Here is a 23979-nt window from a genome sequence, read left to right as displayed (position 1 = left end):
GGAAAGGGAAGAGCCCCCGTGGACCACGGGGGCTCTTCCCTTTCCGGCTCCGCGCGCCTTTCCGGCTCCGCGCGCCTTTCCGGCTCCGCGCGCCTTTCCGGCTCCGTGCGTCAAGCGGCGAGATCGATCCGCACCTCGACGTTCCCCCGGACCGCCTTCGAATACGGGCAGCGCCCGTGGGCGGCGTCGGCGAGCCGCCGCGCCTCCGCAGCGTCGAGGCCGGGCAGTTCGACGGTGAGAACCACCGAAAGGTGAAAGCCGCCGTCCTCCTTGTGCAGGGCCACCTCGGCGGTCACGGTGTCGTCCGTGAGCGCGGTCCCGGACTCGCGCGCGGACACCCGGAGCGCGCTGTGGAAGCACGCGGCGTAGCCGGCGGCGAAGAGCTGCTCGGGGTTGGTCGCGGTGCCGGAGCCGCCGACGGCCTTGGGGCTCGACAGCGGCAGGTCGAGGAGCCCGTCGGAGGAGAGCACGGCGCCGTTGCGCCCGTCCCCGGTGGAAGCGACCTCGGCGGTGTAGACGATGGCCATGCGGCATGCCTTTCGAAAGCGGAGAAGGGGGAATTCCCCCAGTCTCCGGCGCCGTCGAATTCCCGGCGCTACGGATCTCCGCAGTCCTTTCCGGAGCGCCTCCGGATAGCGTGGAGCGCATCACAGGCCCATGAATGCAAGGGAGTTGGCCATGGCCGGACCGCTGACCGGAGTCCGCGTACTGGAATTCGCGGGCTCGGCGCCCACCGCTTTCGTCGGCACCGTCCTGTCCGGTCTCGGTGCCGATGTCGTACGCGTCGACAGGGCGCCCGCCGCCGGGAACGAGCGCCCCCCGGAGAACCCGCTCTCCCGCGGCCGCCGCTCCGTCGTCCTCGACCTCAAGGGCCCCCAAGGGATCGAGCAGGCGCTCGCCCTCGCCGAGCACGCCGACATCCTCGTCGAGGGCTTCCGCCCCGGCGTCGCCGACCGCCTCGGCATCGGCCCCGAGGCGGCCCACGCCCGCAACCCGCGCCTGGTGTACGGGCGGCTCAGCGGCTGGGGCGGCCGGGGCGAGTGGGCCGGACGCGCCGCCCACGACCTCGCGGTGCTCGCCCTGACCGGCGCCCTGGACACCGACCCGGCGACCGGGGCGCCCGTCCCGCCCCCGACCGCGTACCTCTCCAGCTTCGCCGGCGGCGCCAACGCCCATGTGCACGGGCTGCTCGCCGCACTCCACGAGCGGGAGCGCTCCGGCAGGGGCCAGGTCGTCGACACGGCCCTCGCGGACGGCGCCGCGCTGATCGCCACCCTGATCCACCAGTGGCGCGCGGTCCCCGGCAACCACACCGTCACCGACGCCCCGCACTACTCCCTCTACGCGGCCTCCGACGGCCTGCACCTCGCGGTCGCCGCCATCGAACCCCGGCTCTACCAGAACCTCCTGGAGCAGCTGGGCCTGACGGAGGAGGACACCCTGCCCGACCGCGCCGACCCGGCCGCCTGGCCGGAGCTGCGCGCCCTGATCGCCGCCCGCTTCGCGACCCGGGACCGCGCGCACTGGGTGAAGCTCTTCGACGCCGTGGACGCCGGAGTGGCCCCGCTCCTCACCGCCGCCGAGGCTGCCGAGCACCACCAGCTGGCCGCGCGCGGCGCGTTCGTGCAGGTCGGCGACACCGTCCAGCCGGCCCCCGCCTCCCGCTTCGACCGCACCCCGGCGGACGCTCCGGGCCGTGCCCCGCTGCCGGGCGAGCACACCGACGAGGTCCTGACCGAGTGGACTCAGGCCTCCAGGTAGCGCAGCACGGCCAGGATCCGCCGGCTGTAGCCGTCGGTCCGGTGCAGCTCCAGCTTGTCGAAGACGGCGTTGAGGTACTTCTCGACCGCGCTCAGCGACAGGTGCAGCTGCCGCGCGATCGCCGCGTTCGTGTACCCCTGGGCCAGCACCTCCAGGACCTCCCGCTCGCGCGGGGTGAGCCGGGCCAGCGGATCGGCGTGGGTGCTGCGGACGACGAGTTGGTGCACGACCTCCGGGTCGATCGCCGCCCCGCCCGCGTGGATCCGTTCCAGCGCGTCGAGGAACTCCTCGACCTGCGCCACCCGGTCCTTCAGGAGGTAGCCGACCCGTTCCGCGCCCGCGGCGAGGAGCCGGGCCGCGTAGCTGCGTTCGACGTACTGCGAGAGCACGAGCACCCCCGTGTCCGGCAGCCGCTCGCGGATCTCCACGGCGGCGCGCAGCCCCTCGTCCGTGTGGGTCGGCGGCATCCTGATGTCGGCGACCACGACGTCCGGGCGCCGCGCCTCCACCTCGGCGACGAGGCTCTCCGCGTCGCCGAACGCGGCGAGCACCTCGTGGCCCTCCTCGACGAGCAGCCGCACCAGGCCCTCCCGCAGCAGGGTCGAGTCCTCGGCCAGGATCACGCGCACGGCAGCTCCGCGACAAGAGTGGTGGGTCCCCCGAGGGGGCTGTCGACGCGCAGGGTCCCGTCGAGCGCGGCGACCCGGCTGCGCAGCCCGGTGAGCCCGCTGCCCGCCGGGTCCGCGCCGCCCCGGCCGTCGTCCTCGACCCGCACGGTGAGCAGCGGGCCGACGCGCGTGACGCGCACGGAGACGGCGGAGGCGGCGGAATGCTTGGCGGCGTTGGTGACGGCCTCCGACACCACGAAGTACGCGGCGGTCTCCACCGGCCGGGGCAGCGGCGCGTCCCCCGCCTCGAAGCGGACGCGCAGCGGGATCCCGCAGCGCTGCGCCACCCCGCCGAGCGCCTCTTCGAGCCCCAGGCTGTCGAGGGCCGCCGGGTACACCCGCCAGGCCACGTCCCGCAGCTCGGACAGGACGTCCTGGGCCTCCCGGTGCGCCTGCCACAGCAGGGCGTCCGCCTGCTCAGGGTCGCGCTCCCGGCCCCGGCGGGCCCGGCCGAGCAGCATGGCCAGGGCCACGAGCCGCTGCTGGACGCCGTCGTGGAGGTCGCGCTCGATCCGCCGGCGCTCGGTGTCCACGGCCTGCACCACGGCGGCCCGGCTGAGGGCGAGTTCGTCGATGCGGCGCCGCAGCAGCTCCTGCTCCGAGGGGCCGAAGCACGCGCGCGCGAGGCGGGCGTCGAGCGCGGTCAGCGCGTACAGGCCCTGGACGTCGAGGAAGAGCAGGACGCCGCCGAGCAGCAGCTGACCGAGGAGTTCCGTCCAGCCGAGCGAGCCCCGGACCACGCCCCGGACGAGCAGCACGGCCAGGACCTCGCCGAAGACGAGGAGCCCGAGGACGATCCCGGTCACCAGGCCCGCCCCGACGCGGGCGGCGAGGTAGCGGAGGAGCCGCCGGTCGGGGACCTCGTACGGGCCCGGGAACCGGTCGCCGAAGAAGACCGAGCGGCGGCTCCGCTCCAGGGCGCCGAGCCGCCGGGCCCCGGCCATCAGAACGGGTCGCGCGCGGGGCCACAGCAGCAGGGGGCCGAGGACGGCACCGGGGACCAGGAAGAGCAGGGGGCTGAGGCAGCCGAGCAGCACACCGACGAACCGCCGGCCCGCCGAAGCCTCCCCCTCGCCCCCTCGCATGGTCCCGGAGCCTACTTCGTGCGGTACGGCTTCCCGCGCCCCGCTCACGAGGTACGGCGGTGCTGCGCCCGCCTGCGCCCCCGGAGCCGTACGGCGAGGAACGCGGCCAGGGCCACGAGGGCGAGCACCAGGACGGCCTTGGACAGCACGCCCACGTACCCCTCGACGAGGTCCCAGCGGTCCCCGAGCCAGTAACCGGCCATCACGAGGACGCTGTTCCAGACGAGGCTGCCGAGCGCCGTGAGGGTGAGGAAGAGGTGCATCGGCATCCGCTCGACCCCGGCGGGGACGGAGATGAGGCTCCGGAAGATCGGCACCATCCGGCCCAGGAACACCGCCTTGGTGCCGTGCCGGGCGAACCACCGCTCGGTCCGCTCCAGATCGGCGACCTTCACCAGCGGCAGCCGGGCCCAGAGCGCGTGCATCCGGCGCCGACCGAACAGCGCGCCGATCCAGTAGAGCGCAACGGCCCCCACCACCGAGCCCAGCGTCGTCCAGAACAGCGCCGAGGCGAGGCTGAGCACCCCCTGCCCGGCGGCGAAACCGGTCAGCGGCAGGATCACCTCGCTGGGCAGCGGCGGGAAGAGGTTCTCCAGCGCGATGGCGAGCCCGGCACCGGGCCCGCCCATCGTGTCGACGAGTCCGGCGGCCCACCCGGCGAATCCGTCGGCGGGCTCCCCGGCCACGGCCAGGGGAATGGACGGGTGGGAGAGGAGCGCGGTGATCGGCACGGTGGGTCTCCAGGGTGACGAGCGACTTCCCGGGGCCCTCGCCCCGGCACCCCTTCACGCTAGAAATCCCAGCTCGCCCCGGGTACGAGGCTTCCCACCCGGCCCCCCTGCGGTTTTCCGCAGGGGGGCCGGGCTCCGGCGCGGTCCGGAGGCTCTCCCCGGACGGCCTACCCTTGGATCCATGACGAGCAGCAGCGACCGGAGCACCGCAGTGAGCGTTGACGGCACCAAGACCTACGAGATCCGCACCTACGGGTGCCAGATGAACGTCCACGACTCCGAGCGGCTCTCCGGTCTGCTGGAAGAGGCGGGTTACGTCCGGGCCCCCAAGGGCGCCGACGGCGACGCCGACGTCGTCGTCTTCAACACCTGCGCGGTCCGCGAGAACGCCGACAACAAGCTGTACGGCAACCTCGGCCGGCTCGCCCCGATGAAGACCACGCGCCCCGGCATGCAGATCGCCGTCGGCGGCTGTCTCGCCCAGAAGGACCGCGACACCATCGTCAAGAAGGCCCCCTGGGTCGACGTGGTCTTCGGCACGCACAACATCGGCAAGCTGCCGGTCCTCCTGGAGCGCGCCCGCGTCCAGGAGGAGGCGCAGATCGAGATCGCCGAGTCCCTGGAGGCCTTCCCCTCCACGCTGCCGACCCGCCGCGAGTCCGCGTACGCCGCCTGGGTCTCGATCTCCGTCGGCTGCAACAACACCTGCACCTTCTGCATCGTCCCCGCCCTGCGCGGCAAGGAGGAGGACCGTCGGCCCGGCGACATCCTCGCCGAGATCGAGGCGCTCGTCGCCGAGGGCGTCTCCGAGATCACCCTGCTCGGCCAGAACGTCAACGCGTACGGCTCCGACCTGGGCGACCGCGAGGCCTTCAGCAAGCTGCTGCGCGCCTGCGGGCAGATCGAGGGCCTGGAGCGCGTCCGCTTCACCTCGCCGCACCCCCGCGACTTCACCGACGACGTCATCGCCGCCATGGCCGAGACGCCGAACGTCATGCCGCAGCTGCACATGCCGCTCCAGTCCGGCTCGGACTCGATCCTCAAGGCGATGCGCCGCTCCTACCGGCAGGAGCGTTTCCTCGGGATCCTGGAGAAGGTCCGCGCGTCCATTCCGCACGCCGCGATCTCCACCGACATCATCGTGGGCTTCCCCGGCGAGACCGAGGAGGACTTCGAGCAGACGATGCACACCGTCCGCGAGGCCCGCTTCGCCAACGCCTTCACCTTCCAGTACTCCAAGCGGCCCGGCACCCCGGCGGCGACCATGGAGGGCCAGATCCCGAAGGAGGTCGTGCAGGCGCGTTACGAGCGCCTGGTCGCCCTCCAGGAGGAGATCTCCTGGGAGGAGAACAAGAAGCAGGTCGGCCGCACCCTGGAGGTCATGGTCGCGGAGGGCGAGGGCCGCAAGGACGGCGAGACCCACCGCCTCTCCGGCCGCGCCCCCGACAACCGTCTCGTCCACTTCACGAAGCCGGCCGAGGAGGTCCGGCCCGGCGACGTGGTGACCGTCGAGATCACGTACGCGGCCCCGCACCACCTGCTGGCCGAGGGCGAGGTCTCCTCGGTCCGCCGGACGCGGGCGGGCGACGCCTGGGAGAAGCGCACGGCCGCCCCGAAGCAGACGGGCGTCCTCCTGGGCCTCCCGAAGATCGGCGCCCCGGCCCCCCTCCCCGCGGCAGAAACCCCGTCCTGCGGCACCCACTGACCCAACCCCGCGCCCGTCTTCGCCGCGTGTGCGCCCGCGCCCGGCTGGGCGGTGTCCCTTGCCCACCCGCCTTGTGGGCAATCGTCCCGCTGGGGCGGGACGGGTGGGCACACGGGACGGCGCGCCTAGCGGCGCCTCCGCGTTCCGGGCCTGGACCCGCACCCCCAGGGCGGCGCCCATCGTGGTGCGGGTCAGGGCGCGGGAGCCTCTGGCGCCGGCAGGGGCGCCGTTCCGTTGTGCCCACCCTCCCCCAAGCTCTCGGCTCCGCTCGAGCAGGGGGGAACCCCCGTCGCCCCCGGCGGAACGCATGCCCACAACGGGGGTGGCGGGTGGGCACCGCCCGGAGGGACCAGCGCGCCCACCGCGGGGGTCGGTGCCGGCTCGGCGGAGCGTAGGTCCGCGAGCGACGGAGGCGTAGGCTGCGGATCATGCTTGTCGCCGCAGCCGTCTGCCCCAGCCCCCCACTCCTCGTACCCGAGGTAGCGACCGGCGCCGCCCCCGAGCTGGCCCCCGCAAGGACGGCCTGCGCGGACGCCGTCGGGCTGCTCGCCGCCGCCCGCCCCGACCGGCTGTACGTCGTCGGGCCCGCCGAGGAGGGCGCGCACGGCGCCTACCAGGCCGGGGCGACGGGCTCCTTCGCCGGCTTCGGCGTCGAGCTCTCCGTCCGGCTCGGCGAAGGCGGGGCCGACGACGCCCCCCGCACCCGCCCCCTCCCCGCCCCCCTCGCCGTCGCCGCCTGGCTCCTCGCCCGCGCCGGCTGGGCCGATGCCCCGATCGAGGGCCTGGGCGTGACCGAGGCGACGGCGCCGGACGCCTGCGCCGCGGCCGGCCGTGAGCTCGCCGCCTCCGCCGAGCGCGTCGCCCTCCTGGTGATGGGCGACGGCAGCGCCTGCCGGACCGTGAAGGCCCCGGGCTATCTGGACGAGCGCGCGGCCGGCTTCGACGCGGAGGCGGCCCGGGCGCTCGGCACGGCCGACGTGGCCGCGCTGCTGGCGCTGGACGCCGGGCTCGCGGGCGAGCTGAAGGCGGCCGGCCGCGCCCCCTGGCAGGTCCTCGCGGGCGCCGCCGAGGGCGCGGGCCTCGACGGCCGGCTGCTCTTCGAGGACGCCCCGTACGGCGTGGGGTACTTCGTCGCCGCCTGGTCCTGAGGGCCTGACGCACGAACGGCGGACGGCCGCGGAGCGTGATGCTCCGCGGCCGTCCGCCGTGCGGAGGGACTGTCGGGTGACGCCGGTTCTCAGGCGGCCGGCGGCGGCGTCGCGCCACCGCTCCCGGGCGTGCCGTCGTCCTTGTGTCCGATCCGGTCGATGGCGTGCTTCGCCTTGCCCGTACCGGACTGGATCTTGTCGCTGTACTTGCCCTTGGTCTTCTCGTCGACCAGTTTCGCGGCCTTGTCCAGGCCGTGGTCGATCTTCTCCCCGTGCTGTTGCGCGAGGCCGGCGACCTTGCCCTTGGCCGGGGCGAGCTTGGCCTTCAGCGAATCCAGGAGACCCATGGGGCACCTTCCCTCCGCGGACCCCGGGGGCCCGTGTTCCGTGTCCTACCGGCGGGCTCCTTCGCCCGCCTCGTTGTCGGCGGCGGCCTCGGCCGACTGCTGCTTCGGGATCTCCACGGCCTCGGCGGCCGCCGAGGCCGTCACCTCGTCGGTCTCGGCGTCCTCGGCAGGAGCAGCCGGGGCCTCGGCCGTGACATCCGTCCCGGTGTCGGTCCCGGCGTCGGTCCCGGTCTCCTCGGGGGAGGCCTCGACCACGTCCTGCTTCTTCCGGCGAAACATTGAAAAAACGCCCATATTCACTCCATAGCGTACTCGGATGGGGTCGGCTCCGTGATGGTGGACGGTCGGAACCTCGCAACAGGCAACGAAGCCGGATGGGGCTCGTCACGTAGCTCGTTCGGGGACCGGGCGGGAGGTTTGCGAGACTGGGACGGTGAGAAGCGCAGCTCCCGCCCCGCGGGTCATCGCCGTCGTCGGCCCCACGGCAGCCGGAAAGTCCGATCTGGGTGTATTCCTGGCGCAGCAGCTCGGCGGCGAGGTCGTCAACGCCGACTCGATGCAGCTCTACCGGGGGATGGACATCGGAACCGCCAAGCTGACGCTTGAGGAGCGCGGCGGCGTCCCGCACCACCTCCTCGACATCTGGGACGTGACGGAGGCCGCCAGCGTCGCCGAGTACCAGCGGCTCGCCCGTGCCGAGATCGACCGGCTGCTCGCGGCCGGCCGCACCCCGGTCCTCGTCGGCGGTTCCGGACTGTACGTACGGGGGGCCGTCGACGCCCTGGAGTTCCCCGGCACCGACCCCGCCGTCCGGGCCCGCCTGGAGGCCGAGCTCGAGGAGCGCGGCTCCGGCGTCCTGCACGCCCGGCTCGCCGCGGCCGACCCCGAGGCGGCCCGCGCGATCCTGCCCAGCAACGGCCGTCGCATCGTCCGGGCCCTCGAGGTGATCGAGATCACCGGCAAGCCCTTCACCGCCAACCTCCCGGGCCCCGACTCCGTCTACGACACCGTCCAGATCGGCGTCGACGTGGCGCGGCCCGAGCTCGACGAGCGGATCACCACGCGCGTGGACCGGATGTGGGAGGCCGGCCTCGTCGACGAGGTGCGCGCCCTGGAGGCGCAGGGACTGCGCGAGGGGCGCACGGCGGCCCGCGCACTGGGCTACCAGCAGGTCCTCGCGGCGCTCGCGGGGGAGTGCACCGAGGACGAGGCGCGCGCCGAGACCGTGCGGGCCACGAAGCGCTTCGCCCGCCGCCAGGACTCGTGGTTCCGCCGCGACCCGCGGGTGCACTGGCTCAGCGGGGCCGCGGATCACCGCGGGGAACTCCCGCGGGAGGCGCTGTCGTTGGTCGAACGAGCGGTTACAGCCTGATCACGTGATGGCATCGGGACGCACTGCCCGTCATTTCGGCGGTCATGAGCGTGCCATCATCGAGCATCGATCGACCAAGTGAAGTCCGAGTGGGGAGGGCGCGTGGCGATGGAGGCCGGCCCTCGCGACAGAGAACAGCACGAGGCGGCCCTGGGTGACCCGACGGCGGATCCGTCGGAGGACACCCCGGGCCATCCGACGGACGACGCTCCCGTCGGGGCGGCCCCGGGGCTGACCCCGGACGGTCCGGACGACGCCGTGGGCACGGCCGTCGAGGTCGACGCCGACGAGGTCGAGGTCGAGCTGCGCCCCCAGCGCCGGCTGCGGATCTGGCAGCTCGCCCCGATCGTGGGCCTGGCCGCCGTCGGCTCGCTGATGTTCGCGTTCCCGCTCGCCTTCGGCTCGGGGGACGGCGGCGCCGTCGTCGCGATGCTCGGTCTGCTGATCAGCTCCTGCGCGGCGGGCTGGGGCATGATGGCCGCCCGCAAGGTCGGCTACACCTGGCCGGGCCTTCCGCAGCGCGGCTCCGGCGAGCGCCCGAACTGGCGCGTCCTCGCCCTCTACGTGTCGACGATCGCGGCCCTGGTGGCCCTCGCCGTCTGGCGCGTCGCCCGCCTGCGCTGACCCACGACGCACCCGCGCCCGCCCGTAGGGAGGAGCCGGCCGTCCCCGCGCTGAACCACGACGCACCCGCGCCCGTACGGAGGAGCCCCCGCCCCCGTGCTGACCCACGGCGCACCCGCCCGCGTACGGAGGAGCCCCGTCCCCGCGCTGAACCACTACGCACCCGCGCCCGCCCGTACGGAAGAGCCGGCCGTCCCCGCGCTGAACCACTACGCACCCGCCCGCGTACGGAGTCGCTCGTCCGGTACGGAGCTCGGCGCGGGCCAGGGCGGAGGGGGGCCCGGGGTGGCGGGACCCGGGCGCGCCCGGGGCGGCGGGACCGCCCTGTGGACAGGGCGCGTCGTCTGTCGGTCCCGACCCGTACAGTTGATCGTGTGACCAGCACGCAGACCTCGCCGCTCCCCTTCCTCAAGGGCCACGGCACCGAGAACGACTTCGTGATCGTCCCCGACGCGGAGAACGCCGTCGACCTGCCCGCCGCCGTCGTGGCGCGGCTCTGCGACCGGCGGGCCGGCATCGGGGGCGACGGGCTGCTGCACGTCGTGCGCAGCGCCGCCCACCCCGAGGCGCGCCACCTGGCCGACGAGGCCGAGTGGTTCATGGACTACCGCAACGCCGACGGCTCGGTCGCCGAGATGTGCGGGAACGGCGTGCGGGTCTTCGCCCGCTACCTCGAGCACGCGGGGCACGTCACCGCCGGCGAGGTCGCCGTCGCCACCCGGGGCGGCGTCAAGTACGTCCACCTGGACAAGGACGGCTCCGTCACCGTCGCCATGGGCCGCGCGGTGCTCCCCGAGGACGGGGTCACCGTCACCGTCGACGGCCGCAGCTGGCCCGCGCGCAACGTGAACATGGGCAACCCGCACGCGGTCGCCTTCGTCGAGGACCTCGACCACGCGGGCAACCTGTACGACGAGCCGCCGTACGAGCCGGCCGCGGTCTACCCGGACGGCGTGAACATCGAGTTCGTCGCCGACCGCGGCCCCCGCCACGTCGCCATGCGCGTCCACGAGCGCGGCGCGTCCGAGACCCGCTCCTGCGGCACCGGTGCCTGCGCCGTCGCCGTCGCCACCGCCCGCCGGGACGGCGTCGACCCCGCCGAGTCCGGCACCCCCGTCACGTACACCGTCGACGTCCTCGGCGGCACCCTGGTGATCACCGAGCACCCCGACGGCCGCATCGACATGACCGGCCCCGCGGTCATCGTCGCCGAGGGCACCGTCGACCCCACGTGGCTCACGGCATGATCGCGTGCGACGGAATCGAAACTGTCAACGACTGATTTATCGCTCGAATGGGTGATCCGATTCACGCTGAGCGAGAGCGTGACTGCGCCACGTGGTGGGGTCGGTAGCATCAAGCACCGGCCCCCCGGGCACGCCTGGCCCGCCCACCGCCGGTCGACGTTGCCGGAGGTGCCCCATGAGCGCAGAGGCCACCAACCCCGAGGCCGCCCCCACCGAAGTGGCCGTCCGTAGACGAGGACGCGCCCGGATCGACCTGCGCCGCCTCGGCCGCGCCGCCCTGCTGAACGCCACCGCCGGACCGGCGCCCCGTGACCGGCTGCCCGACGCCATCAGCCATGTGGCGGAGGCGCACCGCGCCCACCATCCCGAGGCCGACCCGACGGTGCTCGGCCGGGCGTACGTCCTCGCCGAGTCCTCGCACCGCGGCCAGTTCCGCAAGAGCGGCGAGCCCTACATCACCCACCCGCTCGCGGTCACCCTCATCCTCGCCGAACTCGGCGCGGAGACCACCACCCTGACCGCCTCCCTCCTCCACGACACCGTCGAGGACACCGAGGTGACCCTCGATCAGGTGCGCCGGGAGTTCGGCGACGAGGTCGCCTATCTCGTCGACGGCGTCACCAAGGTGGAGAAGATCGACTACGGGGCCGCCGCCGAGCCCGAGACCTTCCGCAAGATGCTCGTCGCCACCGGCAGCGACGTCCGGGTCATGTCGATCAAACTCGCCGACCGCCTCCACAACATGCGCACCCTCGGCGTCATGCGCCCCGAGAAACAGGCCAGGATCGCCAAGGTCACCCGTGACGTCCTCATCCCGCTCGCCGAGCGGCTCGGCGTCCAGGCCCTCAAGACCGAGCTGGAGGACCTGGTCTTCGCGATCCTCCACCCCGAGGAGTACGAGACCACCCGCGCGCTCATCGCCGACAACCCCGACGCCGCCGGCGAGCTCGGCGCCGTCGCCGACCAGGTCACCGCCTTCCTGCGCGAGGCCGGCATCGGCGCCGAAGTCCTCGTCCGCCCCCGGCACTTCGTCTCCGTCCACCGGGTCCGCCTCAAGCGCGGCGAACTGCGCGGCTGCGACTTCGGACGGCTCCTCGTCCTGGTCGCCGAGGACGCCGACTGTTATGGGGTCCTCGGCGAGCTCCACACCTGTTTCACCCCGGTGATCTCCGAGTTCAAGGACTTCATCGCGGCCCCCAAGTTCAACCTGTACCAGTCGCTGCACACCGCGATCGCGGCCCCCGACGGCGCCGTCGCCGAGGTCCTCATCCGGACCCACCGCATGCACAAGGTCGCCGAGGCCGGAGTCGTCGCCCTCGGCAACCCCCACGTAAGCCAGGAGCCGGACAACGCCGGCCCGGGGACCGACGACGGCGAGCGCGTCGACCCCACCCGCCCCGGCTGGCTCTCCCGGCTCCTCGACTGGCAGCAGTCCGCCCCCGACCCCGACACCTTCTGGACCTCGCTCCGCGCCGACCTCGCCGAGGACGACGAGATCACCGTCTTCCGCGCCGACGGCAGCGCCCCCGGCACGATCAGCCTGCCCGCCGGCGCCAGCTGCGTCGACGCCGCGTACGCGCAGCACGGCGAGGCCGCCCACGCCTGCCTCGGCGCCCGCGTCAACGGCCGCCTCGCCCCGCTGAGCACCGTCCTCGGCGACGGCGACACCGTCCAGCTGCTCCTCGCCCAGGACACCGTGTCCGGGCCGTCCCCGGAGTGGCTCGACCACGCCCGTACCCCCGCCGCGCGGATCGCGATCACCGGCTGGCTCCAGGCGCACCCCGAGAGCGCCGCGCCCCCCGCCGCTCCCACCGACCCCCGGCCGCAGCCCAGCGTCCCCGCCGACCGGCGCCCCGGCGCCGAACTCCACGCCGACCTGGAGGGCGAGCCGCCCGCGGCCGTCCGCCCGGCGGGCTGCTGCACCCCCGTACCGCCCGACGAGATCACCGGCTTCCGGGTCCGCGGTGGATCGGTCACCGTCCACCGCGCCCGCTGCGCCGCCGTCGACGCCATGCGCGACCTCGGCCGCGAGCCCGTCACCGTCCGCTGGGGCGACACCGCCCAGGGCCGGGTCACCCTCGTCGCCGAGTCCTTCGGACGGCCCGGACTGCTCGCCGACCTCACCGAGGCCATCGCCGCCTCCGGGGCCGCCGTCGTCTCCGCGAACGTCGAGCCGCCCAGCGAGCAGCGGGTCCGCCACACCTACACCCTCCACCTCCCCGACGTGGCCGGCCTCGCCGCCCTCATGCGGGCCATGCGGGACGTGCCCGGGGTGTACGACGTCAGCCGCGCCCGCCACTCCCGAGGCCTGGACTGACACCCGGCCGGCGGCGACGACCTTCGGGCGAGGAGCTCCGCGCGAGGACCTTCGGTCGAGGACCTTCGGGCGACCGGGCTCGGGCGACGGCCTTCGCGTGACCCGCCTCGTGTGACGGCCTGCGTGTGACGGCCTTCGTGTGACGGTCGTGGCGTGACCGGCCTTCGGGTGACCAGCCTTCGCGCGACCGCCTGCGTGTGACGGCCTTCGGGTGACCGGTCTTCGCGTGACCGCCTGCGTGTGTCGGCCTTCGCGTGACCGGCGCGGCCGGCCTCGGTCGACCGGTCACCCCGGCTCTCGGGTGACCCCCTCCGGTGACCCCCTTCGAGTGGCCGGCGCGCGCGCCGTCCGGGTGTGCGGCGGCGGCCCTGGTAGCCGTAGGGCCATTCCTCCGGAAAGGCCCTGGCCCATGCCGCTCGTCCGAACCCCCCTGCCCCGCGCGCGGTGGCTCCGCTCCGCCGTCCTGGTCGCCGCCTCCGCCGGGCTCGTCGCCGCCGCGTTGCCCGCCCCGGCGCCGCTCGGCATCGGGGACCCGCTCTTCCCGCACCTCGGCAACCCCGGCTACGACGTCCTCGCGTACACCCTCGACCTCACCTACCCGGGGGTGAACACCAAGCCGCTCGCCGCCGTCACCCGCATCGACGCCCGCGCCACCGAGGACCTGGAGCGGCTCAACCTCGACTTCACCCACGGCACGGTCTCCGCCGTCACCGTCGACGGCGTGCCCGCCGAGTACACCAGCAGCGGCGAGGACCTGGTCGTCACCCCGGTCGCCCCGATCGACACGGGGGAGGAGGTCGAGATCACCGTCACCCACACCAGCGACCCCTCCGGCCCCGCCGACACCGGCGGCTGGGTCCGCACCGGCGACGGCCTCGCCATGGCCAACCAGGCCGACGCCGCCCACCGGGTCTTCCCCTCCAACGACCACCCGGCCGACAAGGCCCGCTTCACCTTCCGGATCACCGCCCCCAGCGACCTCACCGTCGTCGCCAACGGGCTCCCCGAGGGCCGCGTCGACCACGGCGCCACCACCACCTGGACGTACCGCACCCGGCACCCCATGGCCACGGAGCTCGCCCAGGTCTCCATCGGCCGTTCCACCGTCGTCCACCGCGCGGGCCCCCACGGGCTGCCGGTACGGGACGTGGTCGCCACCGCCGACCGGCAGCTCATGGAGCCCTGGCTGCGCCGCACCCCCGGCCACCTGGAGTGGATGGAGCGGCAGGTCGGCCCGTACCCCTTCGAGACGTACGGCGTGCTCATCGCCGACGCGGACACCGGCTTCGAGCTGGAGACCCAGACCCTCTCCCTCTTCGAGCGCGGCCTCTTCACCGAGCCCGCCTACCCCGAGTGGTACGTGGACGCCGTCATGGTCCACGAACTGGCCCACCAGTGGTTCGGCGACAGCGTCTCGCCCCGCGCCTGGTCCGACCTGTGGCTCAACGAGGGACACGCCAGCTGGTACGAGGCGCTGTACGCCGAGGAGACCGCGGGCAAGTCCCTGGAGCGCCGCATGAAGGCCGCCTACGCCTCCTCCGACGGCTGGCGGGCCGCCGGAGGCCCCCCGGCCGCCCCCGAGCCCCCCTCGCCCGACCACAAGATCAGCCTCTTCCGGCCCGTCGTCTACGACGGCAGCGCCCTCGTCCTCTACGCGCTCCGCCAGGAGATCGGCACCGAGGCCTTCCGGACCCTGGAGCGCCGCTGGGTCGCCGAGCACCGGGACGGGACCGCCACCACCGCCGACTTCATCGCGCTCGCCGGCGAGGTCGCCGGCCGGGACCTCACCGCCTTCCTCCACGGCTGGCTGTACGAGGCCAAGACCCCGGCCATGCCCGGGCACCCGGACTGGCGCAGCCGCCCCGCCGCTGCCGCGAGGACCGCGCCGAAACCCGGGTGACGGGCCCCGCGGGGCCGTGTCACCATCTTCAGGTCGGCGACGCGGCCGCGGACGGGAATCTTCCGGCGCCCGCAGGCGTTGTGACCGGCACAGACACACATCTCCTCATCGACGTTAGGACCCAATGACCTCCTCTTCTTCCCCTTCCCAGGACCAGAGCTTCGCGGAGACGAGCCGTACCGAGAGCCTTCGGGCCGATGCCCTGATGGAAGAGGACGTCGCCTGGAGCCACGAGATCGACGGAGAGCGGGACGGCGAGCAGTTCGACCGCTCCGAGCGTGCGGCGCTGCGCCGTGTCGCGGGCCTCTCCACCGAGCTCGAGGACGTCACCGAGGTCGAGTACCGCCAGCTGCGCCTGGAGCGCGTCGTGCTGGTCGGTGTCTGGACCTCCGGGACGGTGCAGGACGCGGAGAACTCCCTCGCGGAGCTCGCCGCCCTCGCCGAGACGGCGGGCGCCCTCGTCCTCGACGGCGTGATCCAGCGCCGCGACAAGCCGGACCCGGCCACCTTCATCGGTTCGGGCAAGGCGCGCGAGCTGCGCGACATCGTGCTCGAGACCGGTGCCGACACCGTCGTCTGCGACGGCGAGCTCAGCCCCGGCCAGCTCATCGCCCTCGAAGACGTCGTCAAGGTGAAGGTGGTCGACCGGACCGCCCTCATCCTCGACATCTTCGCCCAGCACGCCAAGTCCCGAGAGGGCAAGGCGCAGGTCGCGCTCGCGCAGATGCAGTACATGCTGCCGCGACTGCGCGGCTGGGGTCAGTCGCTCTCCCGTCAGATGGGTGGCGGCGGCGGTGGCGGCATGGCCACTCGTGGTCCCGGTGAGACCAAGATCGAGACCGACCGGCGCCGCATCCGCGAGAAGATGGCGAAGATGCGCCGGGAGATCGCCGAGATGAAGACCGGCCGCGACATCAAGCGGCAGGAGCGCCGCCGCAACAAGGTGCCGTCGGTCGCCATCGCCGGATACACCAACGCCGGCAAGTCCTCCCTGCTCAACCGGCTCACCGGCGCGGGCGTGCTCGTGGAGAACGCGCTGTTCGCCACCCTCGACCCGACCGTCCGCCGGGCCGAGACGCCCACCGGCCGGATCTACACCCTGGCCGACACCGTCGGCTTCGTCCGGCACCTGCCGCACCACCTGGTCGAGGCGTTCCGCTCCACCATGGAGGAGGTCGCCGAGTCCGACCTCATCCTGCACGTGGTGGACGGCTCGCACCCGGCCCCGGAGGAGCAGCTGGCCGCCGTGCGCGAGGTCTTCCGCGACGTCGGCGCGGTGAACGTGCGGGAGATCGTCGTCGTCAACAAGGCCGACGCGGCCGACCCGCTGGTGCTCCAGCGCCTGCTGCGGATGGAGAAGCACTCCATCGTGGTCTCGGCCCGTTCGGGCCAGGGCATCGACGAGCTGCTCGCGCTCATCGACTCCGAGCTGCCGCGCCCGGAGGTCGAGCTGGAGGTCCTCGTGCCGTACACGCAGGGCGGTCTCGTCTCGCGGGTGCACGCCGAGGGCGAGGTGGACTCCGAGGAGCACACCCCGGAGGGCACCCTGCTCAAGGCCCGGGTGCACGAGGAACTGGCGGCGCTGCTCGCGCCGTACGTTCCGGCCGCGCACTGATTCACGGCAGTACGACCAAGGGCGCTGCCCCTCCCGTCGCGGGAGGGGCAGCGCCCTTCGGTTCTGTCCGGGTCAGGGCCCTTCGGTGTTGTGCGGGTCAGGGCCCTTCGGTGTTGTCCGGGTCAGGGCCCTTCGGCGTTGCCCGAATCAGTGCCCTCGGGTGTCGCTCGGGTCAGCGGGCGAACTTCTTGCTGACCATCTCGTGGACGGCCTTGGCGTTCTGGCCCAGCTGCGGACCGGCGAGCCAGCCGTTCCCGCCGGCCGGGCCGATCGAGGTGTTCGACACGAGCGCCGTCTTGCCGTTGGGCAGCACGCGGAACCAGCCGCCGCCCGAGGAGCCACCGGTCATCGTGCAGCCGATCCGGTACATCGTCGGCGTGGCCGGAGCCGTGGTGAGCCGCGTGGGACGGTCGAGGCACTTGTGCATGATCATGCCGTTGTACGGCGGCGCCGCCGGGTAGCCCCAGGCGCCCATCGTCCCGGACTGCGCGGCCGTCGGCGCGGAGAAGTCGACCGGCAGGGCGACGCCGACGGTCTCCTCCAGGGACTTCCCGCCGCGCTCCGGCTGCACGTGCAGCACGGCGTAGTCGTACGGCCAGGCCTGGTTGGTGCCGCCCGCGTTGATCCACTCGCCCGAGGTCACGGCCCAGTCGGCCCAGAACTGGCCGTACGGGTACACCTCGTGAGGCTGCGCGTTCTGCAGCGCGGCGGGGGACTTGCCCAGGTCGTTGAAGGCCGGGACGAAGGTGATGTTGCGGTACCAGCCGCCCTTCTTGCCCGCGTGGACGCAGTGGCCGGCCGTCCAGACCAGGTTCGACTTCCCGGGCCGGCGCGGGTCCTTCACGATGGTGCCGGAGCAGACCATGGAGCCCTCGGGCGAGTCGAAGAAGATCTTCCCGACCGGTGCGGCGTTGCGGTGGTACGGCGTCTTCTCGCGCTGGGCGTTCACGGGCCGGGGCGTCGGGTCCGTGCCGCCGCTGCCGGCCTGCGCGGTGATCGTCTGGTCCGGGCTCTTCGCCGACTGCATGCGCGCCGGGTCCCAGAGTCCGTCGATGACCGGGTTGACGAAGTCCTCGGCCTCACGGAGCCAGGTGTCCTGGTCCCAGTTCTTCCACTCGCCGTTCTTCCACTTGTCCAGGTCGACGCCGTGCTTCTTGAGCTTGTCGGCGAGGTCCTTGGTGAGGTCGGAGCCGGCGTCACCGCCGTCGGCGGCCGAGGCGGAGCTGCTCGCTCCGGCGGACGGCTTGCCGTCGGCCGGGGTCTCGGTGGGCCCGCAGGCCGTGGCGGTCAGCGCGAGCGCGGTGACCAGGCCGAGGGCGGCGGGTAGGAGTCGTACGGAACGCATGAATGTATTCCCCGTTGGTATTGCCATGGACGTGTCATGAAGCGGTGCACAGTATGCCGGTCGCGCGGAACACGGGGGGAGGCGGGACCCGTTGGTCCCGCCTCCGTGCCGTGCCGTACCTACCGGCCGTGCTTACCGGCCGTGCTTACCACCGCGCCTACTGGCCGGCGTACTTCTTGCTGACCTCGTCGTAGATGGCCTTGGCCTCGGGCCCGAGGCGCGGACCCGCGAGCCAACCGGCCGTCGACGGGCCGATCGAGGTGTTCGACACCAGCGCCGGCTTGCCGTCCTGGCCCTTGGCGACCCAGCCGCCACCCGACGAACCACCGGTCATCGTGCAGCCGATCCGGTACATCGTCGGCTGCTCGGCCTTCAGGGACAGCCGGCCCGGCTTGTCCTGGCACTGGAACGCCTTCTGGCCGTCGAACGGCGGCGCCGCCGGGTAGCCGGTCGCCGTCAGGCTCGCGATCTTCGGCACCGCGGGGGCGTTGAACTCCACCGGCAGCGCCGAACCGACCGTCTCCTCCAGCGACTTGCCCGAGGAGCCCTTCTCCGGGGTCACCTTGATGACCGCGAAGTCGTACGGAGCGCCGGCACCACCGGTGGACGCGCCCTCGGCGATCCACTGGTCGGAGGTCTTGACCCAGTCAGCCCACCACACGCCGTACGGGGCGATCTGCTCGCGCGTCGCCTTCTCCAGCTGGGCGGTCTCCATCGCCGCGTCGTTGTACGAGGGCACGAAGGCGATGTTGCGGTACCAGCCGCCCTCCTTGCCCTTGTGCACGCAGTGGCCGGCCGTCCAGACCAGGTTGGACTTGCCCGGGTGCGCCGGGTCCTGCACGACCGTGGCCGAGCAGACCATCGAGCCCTCGGGGCCGTCGAAGAAGACCTTGCCGGACTCGGGGGCGTTGTCGTGGTACTTCGCCGCCACGGCCTTCGCCTTCACCGGGTCCGGCGTCGGGTCGGTGACACCCTTGTCGCCCGAGATGTCCTCCTCCTCGACCGGCTTGTCGGGGCGCTCGGCCTCGCGCATCCGGTCCGGGTCCCAGAGGTCCTCGATGATCGGGTTGACGAAGTCCTTGGCCTCACGCAGCCACTTGTCGCGGTCCCAGTTCTTCCACTCGCCGTTCCGCCACTTGTCGAGGTCGATCCCGTGTTCCTTCAGGCGGTCCTTCAGGTCCTCCGGAATCTTGATCTTGTCCGGGTCCAGGCTCGCCGGCGCGACGGGCTTGTCCCCTCCCGCGTTGTCCTCGCTCGGACCGCAGGCCGTGACGGTGAGCGTCAGCGCCGCGACGGCGGAAGCCGCCATCAGCAGCGGACGAATCGATCGCATCTCGTGATCCCCCTGGGACTACGTCAACTTGTGCATGGTGCATGGGCGAACACCGGCCGGGACCTCACGGACACGACCGACGGCCCCCACTATGCCGGTGCCGGAGGGGACGGTACGCGGCCCGTCCACGGTTCCGGGCACCGTTCAGCCGTTGTCGTGCCGTGATCCGGGACACGCCAAGTTCCTGCCTCCCGGCCCGTGATCCCCGGCAGTTCCCGTCGTTGGTACGTACGGGGGACACAACGGCGGCGCTCAAGGCGGCCCTTGCGGCGGCTTCACGACGTCCCGATGTGCAACGCAACTGTTACAGCGGGAGGACACCCAGCCGTGGCCGTGACCGAATCAGCTCCGGCCGTCCCACCGGCCGCGAGCACGCAGACCCGGCCGACGGACCAGCCGGACGATCCGGACCAGCTGGACCAGAGGGGCCAGCCGGATCAGAGGGACCGGTCAGACCAGAGGGGCCAGCCGGACCAGAGGGACCGGTCGGATCAGAGGGGCCGGCCGGATCAGAGGGACCGGTCGGACCAGAGGGGCCAGCCGGACCAGAGGGACCGGTCGGATCAGAGGGGCCGGTCGGACCAGAGGGGCCGGTCGGACCGGAGGGACCCGGGGGACCGGACGGTCCGAGGGAGCGAGTACGAGGGCATCCTGCGCCGCCAGTCCCAGCGCGAGTCCGCCGCCCGCACCTACGCCCGCTCCCTGCCGATCGTCCCCGTACGGGCCCGGGGGCTGACCATCGAGGGCGCCGACGGCCGCCGCTACCTGGACTGCCTCTCCGGCGCAGGGACGCTCGCCCTCGGCCACAACCACCCCGTGGTCCTGGAAGCCATCAGGAAGGTCCTCGACTCCGGGGCGCCGCTCCACGTCCTCGACCTCGCCACCCCCGTCAAGGACGCCTTCACCTCCGAGCTGTTCGCCACCCTCCCCGGCGAACTCGCCGACGACGCCCGGATCCAGTTCTGCGGACCGGCGGGCACGGACGCGGTCGAGGCGGCCCTCAAACTCGTCCGGACGGCCACCGGCCGGAGCGGGCTCCTCGCCTTCACCGGCGCCTACCACGGCATGACCGCCGGAGCCCTCGACGCCTCCGGAGGCGCCAGCGACGTCCGCGTGACCCGGCTGCCCTACCCGCAGGAGTACCGCTGCCCCTTCGGCGTCGGCGGAGAGCGCGGCGCCGAACTCGCCGCCCGCTGGACCGAGAACCTCCTCGACGACCCCAAGAGCGGCGTCACCACCCCCGCCGGAATGATCGTCGAGGCCGTGCAGGGCGAGGGCGGAGTCATCCCCGCCCCCGACGACTGGATGCGCCGGATGCGCCGGATCACCGCCGAGCGCTCCGTCCCCCTCGTCGTCGACGAGGTCCAGACCGGGGTCGGCCGCACCGGCACCTTCTGGGCCGTCGAACACAGCGGCGTCGTACCCGACGTGATGGTCCTCTCCAAGGCCATCGGCGGCTCCCTCCCGCTCGCGGTCATCGTCTACCGGTCGGAGCTCGACGCCTGGGAACCCGGCGCCCACGCCGGCACCTTCCGCGGCAACCAGCTCGCCATGGCCGCCGGCACGGCCACCCTCGCGTACGTCCGCGAGAACAAGCTCGCCGAACGGGCCGGCACCCTGGGTGCCCGTATCCTCGGCCGCCTCCAGGGCCTTGCCGCCGCACACCCCTGCGTCGGCGACGTCCGCGGCCGAGGCCTGATGATCGGCGTCGAACTCGTCGATCCCGAAGCGGCCGGCCCGGACGACCCCGTCCCTCCTCCCGCGCCCGCCCTGGCCCTCGCCGTCCAGCAGGAGTGCCTCGCCCGCGGACTCATCGTCGAACTCGGCGGCCGCCACTCGGCGGTGGTCCGGCTCCTGCCCCCGCTCACCCTCACCGACGAGCAGGCCGACGCCGTCCTGGACCGCTTCGCCGACGCCCTCGCCGCAGCCGAACGGGCCCACACCCCCCACATGCCCGCCTCCCCCCGGGCCACGGCCCCCCGGAACGCCTCCGGCCCGTCCCGCTGACCCCGGACCGCCCCGGCCCCCACCCCCAAGGAAGCCCCCGTGAACGCCACCCCCACCACCCCGACCTCCACCACCGAACCACCCCGCACCACCACAACCCTCCCCCCGGAGCCCCCTCACTCCGCCCCCCACCACCCCGAGCGCCGGAGCATGCAGGCCCTCCTCCCGGACAGCTTCAGGTCCGAGGAGCTCGGCCCGGATTCGTTCGGCTCCGAGGAACCCACCGTCCCGCGCCAGCACACCGGACCGTACGAACCCCCGAGCCGCCGCCCGGCCGCCGGCCCCGACCCGCTGGACGACCCCGACCCGCAGCGCGCCGCCGACGCCGCCGCCGTCGAGAACCTCCTCCGCTGCTGGGTCAGGGAGAAGAACCTCCCGGCCCCCGGATCCACCACCCTGCGCATCCCCCTCGACGCCAGCGGCACCGCCCTCCTCGTCCCCGTCCGCTACTGGTCGCCCACCGGCTGGCACCGCTTCGGCGCTCCCGCCCTCGAAGGACTCCCGGCCTCGGCGCCGGCCGCCGACGCCGTCACGGTGGCCGCCCTGCTGAGCCGCGAGACCGGCCGCTCCGAGGGCAGCGACCTCGTCGGCCGCGTCGCCGACTCCGCCCGCCGCACCGCCGACTTCCTCACCGAGCGCCGCCGCCACCCCGCGCCGCACCCGGACGCCGACCTCTTCCTCGCCGCCGAACAGTCCCTGCTGCTCGGCCACCCGCTCCACCCCACCCCCAAGAGCCGCGAAGGACTCTCCGAGGCCGAGGGCCGGCTCTACTCACCCGAACTCCACGGCTCCTTCCCCCTCCACTGGATCGCCGTCGACCGCACCCTCCTGGCCACCGACTCCGCCTGGACCGAACAGGGCCGGCCCGTCACCGCCGAACAACTCGCCTCCGGCCTCGCCGAAGGACTCACCCTCCCCACCGGCACCGCGCCCCTGCCCCTGCACCCCTGGCAGGCCCGCGAACTCCTGCACCGCCCCGACGTCCAGGCCCTCCTCGACGCCGGCCTCCTCCACGACCTCGGCCTCCACGGCAGCCCCTGGCACCCCACCTCCTCGGTCCGCACCGTGCACCGCCCCGGCGCGCGCGCCATGCTCAAGCTCTCCCTCGGCCTGCGCATCACCAACTCCCGCCGCGAGAACCTCCGCAAGGAACTCCACCGCGGCGTCGAGGTCCACCGGCTGCTCCGCACCGGCCTCGTCGACGAATGGCAGGCCGCCCACCCGGCCTTCGACATCGTCCGCGACCCCGCCTGGCTCGCCGTCGACGCCCCCGACGGCACCCCCGTCCCCGGCCTCGACGTCATGATCCGCCACAACCCCTTCGGCCCCGGCGACGACGCCGTCTGCATCGCCTCCCTCACGGCACCCCGCCCCTGGCCCGGAGCCACCACCATGCGCTCCCGGCTCGCCGACGTCATCGGACGGCTCTCCGCCCGCACCGGCCGCCCCACGACCGCCGTCGCCGCCGAGTGGTTCCTCCGCTACCTCGACCAGGTCGTCCGCCCCGTCCTCTGGCTCGACGGCCACGCCGGCATCGCCCTGGAGGCCCACCAGCAGAACACCCTGGTGATCCTGGACCCGGACGGCTGGCCGGTCGGCGGCCGCTACCGCGACAACCAGGGCTACTACTTCCGCGAGTCCCACCGGGGCGAACTGGAGAGCCGCCTCCCCGGCATCGGCGCCGACAGCGACACCTTCGTCTCCGACCAGGTCACCGACGAGCGCTTCGCCTACTACCTCGGCATCAACAACGTCCTCGGTCTGATCGGCGCCTTCGGCGCCCAGCACCTCGCCGACGAACGCGTCCTGCTCGCCGCCTTCCGCAGCTTCCTCCTCTCCGCCACCAGCCTCGGCTCACCCCTGCCGCACCGGCTCCTGGAAGCCGCGACCCTGCGCAGCAAGGCCAACCTCCTCACCCGCCTCCACGGCCTGGACGAGCTCGTCGGACCCGTCGACACCCAGTCCGTGTACGTCACCGTCACCAACCCCCTCCGTAGCTGAACCACCGTCGCGGCGCCCCACGCCCGCCCCGACCACACCGCCGAGAGGAGAGCGACACCGTGTCACCCACCCGCCCACCGGTCGACCCACCGGGGGAGGACACCCTGGACCTGAGGGTCGACGACCTCGTCGCCCTCCTCGACGGCGACCTGCTGGACTCCGTCGCCGCCTGGAGCCCCACCGACACCCCCGTGGGCCCCTTCCGGCTCGTACCCGTGCGACTCGAACGCGACCTGCCACTCCTCACCCGATGGATGAACGACCCCGCCGTCGCCGCCTTCTGGGAACTCTCCGGACCCGACACCGTCACCGCCGAGCACATCCGCGCCCAACTCGAGGGCGACGGCCGGAGCGTCCCCTGCCTCGGCGTCCTCGACGGCACACCCATGAGCTACTTCGAGATCTACCGTGCCGATCTCGACCCGCTCGCCCGGCGCTACCCGGCGCTTCCCCACGACACGGGTATCCACCTGCTGATCGGAGGCGACACCGACCGGGGCCGCGGCGTCGGCACCACACTGCTCCGCGCCGTCGCCGATCTGGTCCTCGACCACCGTCCCCGCTGCACCCGCGTCGTCGCCGAACCCGACATCCGCAACACCCCCTCCGTCTCCGCCTTCCTCAGCGGCGGCTTCCGCTACGCGGCGGAAGTCGACCTCCCCGACAAAAGAGCCGCGCTCATGATCCGTGACCGGGCCCTCCGTCACGTTCTGTGAACACCCCTCTGCCTTACATACACCGCTCGACCCACAGCGGTTCCCACCCCGAGGAGT

General features: G+C 73.4%; 19 protein-coding genes and 1 pseudogene. 12 read left to right on the top strand and 8 right to left on the bottom strand.

Annotated features, from left to right (window positions below; translation table 11 throughout):
* Positions 1–110: 110 nt before the first annotated feature.
* A complete protein-coding gene (locus ACF07V_RS25805) occupies positions 111–527 on the bottom strand; it encodes an organic hydroperoxide resistance protein (protein WP_392157541.1) in 417 nt (138 codons plus the stop codon).
* Between the two features lie 151 nt (positions 528–678).
* On the opposite strand from ACF07V_RS25805, the gene ACF07V_RS25800 reads away from it, so the two are divergent.
* On the top strand, positions 679–1761 hold the full coding sequence (locus tag ACF07V_RS25800) for a CaiB/BaiF CoA transferase family protein (RefSeq protein ID WP_392157539.1): 1083 nt from the start codon (positions 679–681) through the stop codon (positions 1759–1761).
* Here the strand turns inward: ACF07V_RS25800 and ACF07V_RS25795 are convergent.
* From ACF07V_RS25795 to ACF07V_RS25785, 3 genes are read right to left on the bottom strand one after another with little or no spacing between them, the layout of a single operon-like run.
* On the bottom strand, positions 1746–2390 hold the full coding sequence (locus tag ACF07V_RS25795; RefSeq protein WP_392157537.1) for a response regulator: 645 nt from the start codon (positions 2388–2390) through the stop codon (positions 1746–1748). The genes ACF07V_RS25800 and ACF07V_RS25795 overlap by 16 nt on opposite strands.
* Positions 2381–3514, bottom strand: coding sequence for a sensor histidine kinase (locus ACF07V_RS25790; protein ID WP_392157536.1), 1134 nt, complete (start codon positions 3512–3514; stop codon positions 2381–2383). Before ACF07V_RS25790 ends, ACF07V_RS25795 begins: the two co-directional genes overlap by 10 nt.
* Positions 3515–3558: 44 nt before the next feature.
* Positions 3559–4245: a DedA family protein gene (locus ACF07V_RS25785; protein ID WP_392157534.1), complete on the bottom strand. Its 687-nt coding sequence runs from the start codon at positions 4243–4245 to the stop codon at positions 3559–3561.
* A 181-nt stretch (positions 4246–4426) separates the two neighbouring features.
* On the opposite strand from ACF07V_RS25785, the gene miaB reads away from it, so the two are divergent.
* Positions 4427–5950: a tRNA (N6-isopentenyl adenosine(37)-C2)-methylthiotransferase MiaB gene (gene miaB / locus ACF07V_RS25780; RefSeq protein WP_392157532.1), complete on the top strand. Its 1524-nt coding sequence runs from the start codon at positions 4427–4429 to the stop codon at positions 5948–5950.
* Positions 5951–6378: 428 nt separating this feature from the next.
* Positions 6379–7098, top strand: a complete 720-nt coding sequence (locus tag ACF07V_RS25775; RefSeq protein ID WP_392157531.1) for a class III extradiol dioxygenase subunit B-like domain-containing protein — start codon at positions 6379–6381, stop codon at positions 7096–7098.
* A gap of 89 nt (positions 7099–7187) precedes the next feature.
* Here the strand turns inward: ACF07V_RS25775 and ACF07V_RS25770 are convergent, their stop codons facing one another.
* Together ACF07V_RS25770 and ACF07V_RS25765 are read right to left on the bottom strand one after the other, a co-directional pair.
* Positions 7188–7445: an antitoxin gene (locus ACF07V_RS25770; RefSeq protein ID WP_392157529.1), complete on the bottom strand. Its 258-nt coding sequence runs from the start codon at positions 7443–7445 to the stop codon at positions 7188–7190.
* A 45-nt stretch (positions 7446–7490) separates the two neighbouring features.
* Entirely contained in the window at positions 7491–7700 is a 210-nt protein-coding gene (locus ACF07V_RS25765) for a gliding motility protein (RefSeq protein ID WP_392157527.1), read from the bottom strand.
* Positions 7701–7878: 178 nt separating this feature from the next.
* Here ACF07V_RS25765 and miaA point away from each other — a divergent pair, with 178 nt between their 5' ends.
* The 6 genes from miaA (at position 7879) to hflX (ending at position 16520) form a co-directional block, all read left to right on the top strand.
* Positions 7879–8817 (top strand): tRNA (adenosine(37)-N6)-dimethylallyltransferase MiaA, encoded by a 939-nt coding sequence (gene miaA, locus ACF07V_RS25760; RefSeq protein ID WP_392157525.1) that lies wholly within the window; start codon positions 7879–7881, stop codon positions 8815–8817.
* Between the two features lie 108 nt (positions 8818–8925).
* A complete protein-coding gene (locus ACF07V_RS25755) occupies positions 8926–9441 on the top strand; it encodes a hypothetical protein (RefSeq protein ID WP_392157641.1) in 516 nt (171 codons plus the stop codon).
* Positions 9442–9815: 374 nt separating this feature from the next.
* The gene (gene dapF, locus ACF07V_RS25750) at positions 9816–10688 is read left to right on the top strand and encodes a diaminopimelate epimerase (protein ID WP_392157523.1); all 873 of its coding nucleotides are present in this window, start codon (positions 9816–9818) and stop codon (positions 10686–10688) included.
* A 175-nt stretch (positions 10689–10863) separates the two neighbouring features.
* Complete coding sequence (locus ACF07V_RS25745) at positions 10864–13005, top strand: RelA/SpoT family protein (protein ID WP_392157521.1); 2142 nt, start codon at positions 10864–10866, stop codon at positions 13003–13005.
* 409 nt (positions 13006–13414) lie between these two features.
* Positions 13415–14905 (top strand): M1 family metallopeptidase, encoded by a 1491-nt coding sequence (locus tag ACF07V_RS25740; protein WP_392157519.1) that lies wholly within the window; start codon positions 13415–13417, stop codon positions 14903–14905.
* Positions 14906–15029: 124 nt separating this feature from the next.
* Positions 15030–16520 carry a GTPase HflX gene (gene hflX, locus ACF07V_RS25735; protein WP_392157517.1) on the top strand — a complete coding sequence of 497 codons (1491 nt, stop codon included), beginning with the start codon at positions 15030–15032 and terminating at the stop codon, positions 16518–16520.
* A gap of 172 nt (positions 16521–16692) precedes the next feature.
* Here hflX and ACF07V_RS25730 read toward each other — a convergent pair whose 3' ends face one another.
* The gene (locus ACF07V_RS25730; protein ID WP_392157515.1) at positions 16693–17865 is read right to left on the bottom strand and encodes a trypsin-like serine peptidase; all 1173 of its coding nucleotides are present in this window, start codon (positions 17863–17865) and stop codon (positions 16693–16695) included.
* A gap of 157 nt (positions 17866–18022) precedes the next feature.
* Positions 18023–19198, bottom strand: coding sequence for a trypsin-like serine peptidase (locus tag ACF07V_RS25725; RefSeq protein ID WP_392157513.1), 1176 nt, complete (start codon positions 19196–19198; stop codon positions 18023–18025).
* Positions 19199–19846: 648 nt separating this feature from the next.
* Between ACF07V_RS25725 and ACF07V_RS25720 the strand changes: the two genes are divergently transcribed.
* From ACF07V_RS25720 to ACF07V_RS25710, 3 genes and pseudogenes are all read left to right on the top strand, one after another.
* Positions 19847–21205 carry a diaminobutyrate--2-oxoglutarate transaminase gene (locus ACF07V_RS25720; protein ID WP_392157639.1) on the top strand — a complete coding sequence of 453 codons (1359 nt, stop codon included), beginning with the start codon at positions 19847–19849 and terminating at the stop codon, positions 21203–21205.
* Between the two features lie 131 nt (positions 21206–21336).
* Positions 21337–23206: pseudogene (locus ACF07V_RS25715) on the top strand (IucA/IucC family protein); the annotation flags it as partial.
* 59 nt (positions 23207–23265) lie between these two features.
* Positions 23266–23922, top strand: a complete 657-nt coding sequence (locus ACF07V_RS25710; RefSeq protein WP_392157511.1) for a GNAT family N-acetyltransferase — start codon at positions 23266–23268, stop codon at positions 23920–23922.
* Positions 23923–23979 lie beyond the last annotated feature (57 nt).

It is taken from the genome of Streptomyces sp. NPDC015661 (genome assembly GCF_043077765.1).
In the GTDB taxonomy this organism is placed as follows: Bacteria; Actinomycetota; Actinomycetes; order Streptomycetales; family Streptomycetaceae; genus Streptomyces.
Note: the sequence above shows the minus strand (reverse complement) of the source record. Positions and strands in the feature narration are given on the sequence as shown.

Bases quoted from the DNA above. Each gene is read 5' to 3' on its own strand.
- ACF07V_RS25805 (WP_392157541.1), bottom strand. From the start codon at position 527: ATGGCCATCGTCTACACCGCCGAGGTCGCTTCCACCGGGGACGGGCGC.
- ACF07V_RS25800 (WP_392157539.1), top strand. From the start codon at position 679: ATGGCCGGACCGCTGACCGGAGTCCGCGTACTGGAATTCGCGGGCTCG.
- ACF07V_RS25790 (WP_392157536.1), bottom strand. From the start codon at position 3,514: ATGCGAGGGGGCGAGGGGGAGGCTTCGGCGGGCCGGCGGTTCGTCGGT.
- miaB (WP_392157532.1), top strand. From the start codon at position 4,427: ATGACGAGCAGCAGCGACCGGAGCACCGCAGTGAGCGTTGACGGCACC.
- ACF07V_RS25775 (WP_392157531.1), top strand. From the start codon at position 6,379: ATGCTTGTCGCCGCAGCCGTCTGCCCCAGCCCCCCACTCCTCGTACCC.
- ACF07V_RS25770 (WP_392157529.1), bottom strand. From the start codon at position 7,445: ATGGGTCTCCTGGATTCGCTGAAGGCCAAGCTCGCCCCGGCCAAGGGC.
- ACF07V_RS25755 (WP_392157641.1), top strand. From the start codon at position 8,926: ATGGAGGCCGGCCCTCGCGACAGAGAACAGCACGAGGCGGCCCTGGGT.
- ACF07V_RS25745 (WP_392157521.1), top strand. From the start codon at position 10,864: ATGAGCGCAGAGGCCACCAACCCCGAGGCCGCCCCCACCGAAGTGGCC.
- ACF07V_RS25740 (WP_392157519.1), top strand. From the start codon at position 13,415: ATGCCGCTCGTCCGAACCCCCCTGCCCCGCGCGCGGTGGCTCCGCTCC.
- hflX (WP_392157517.1), top strand. From the start codon at position 15,030: ATGACCTCCTCTTCTTCCCCTTCCCAGGACCAGAGCTTCGCGGAGACG.
- ACF07V_RS25730 (WP_392157515.1), bottom strand. From the start codon at position 17,865: ATGCGTTCCGTACGACTCCTACCCGCCGCCCTCGGCCTGGTCACCGCG.
- ACF07V_RS25725 (WP_392157513.1), bottom strand. From the start codon at position 19,198: ATGCGATCGATTCGTCCGCTGCTGATGGCGGCTTCCGCCGTCGCGGCG.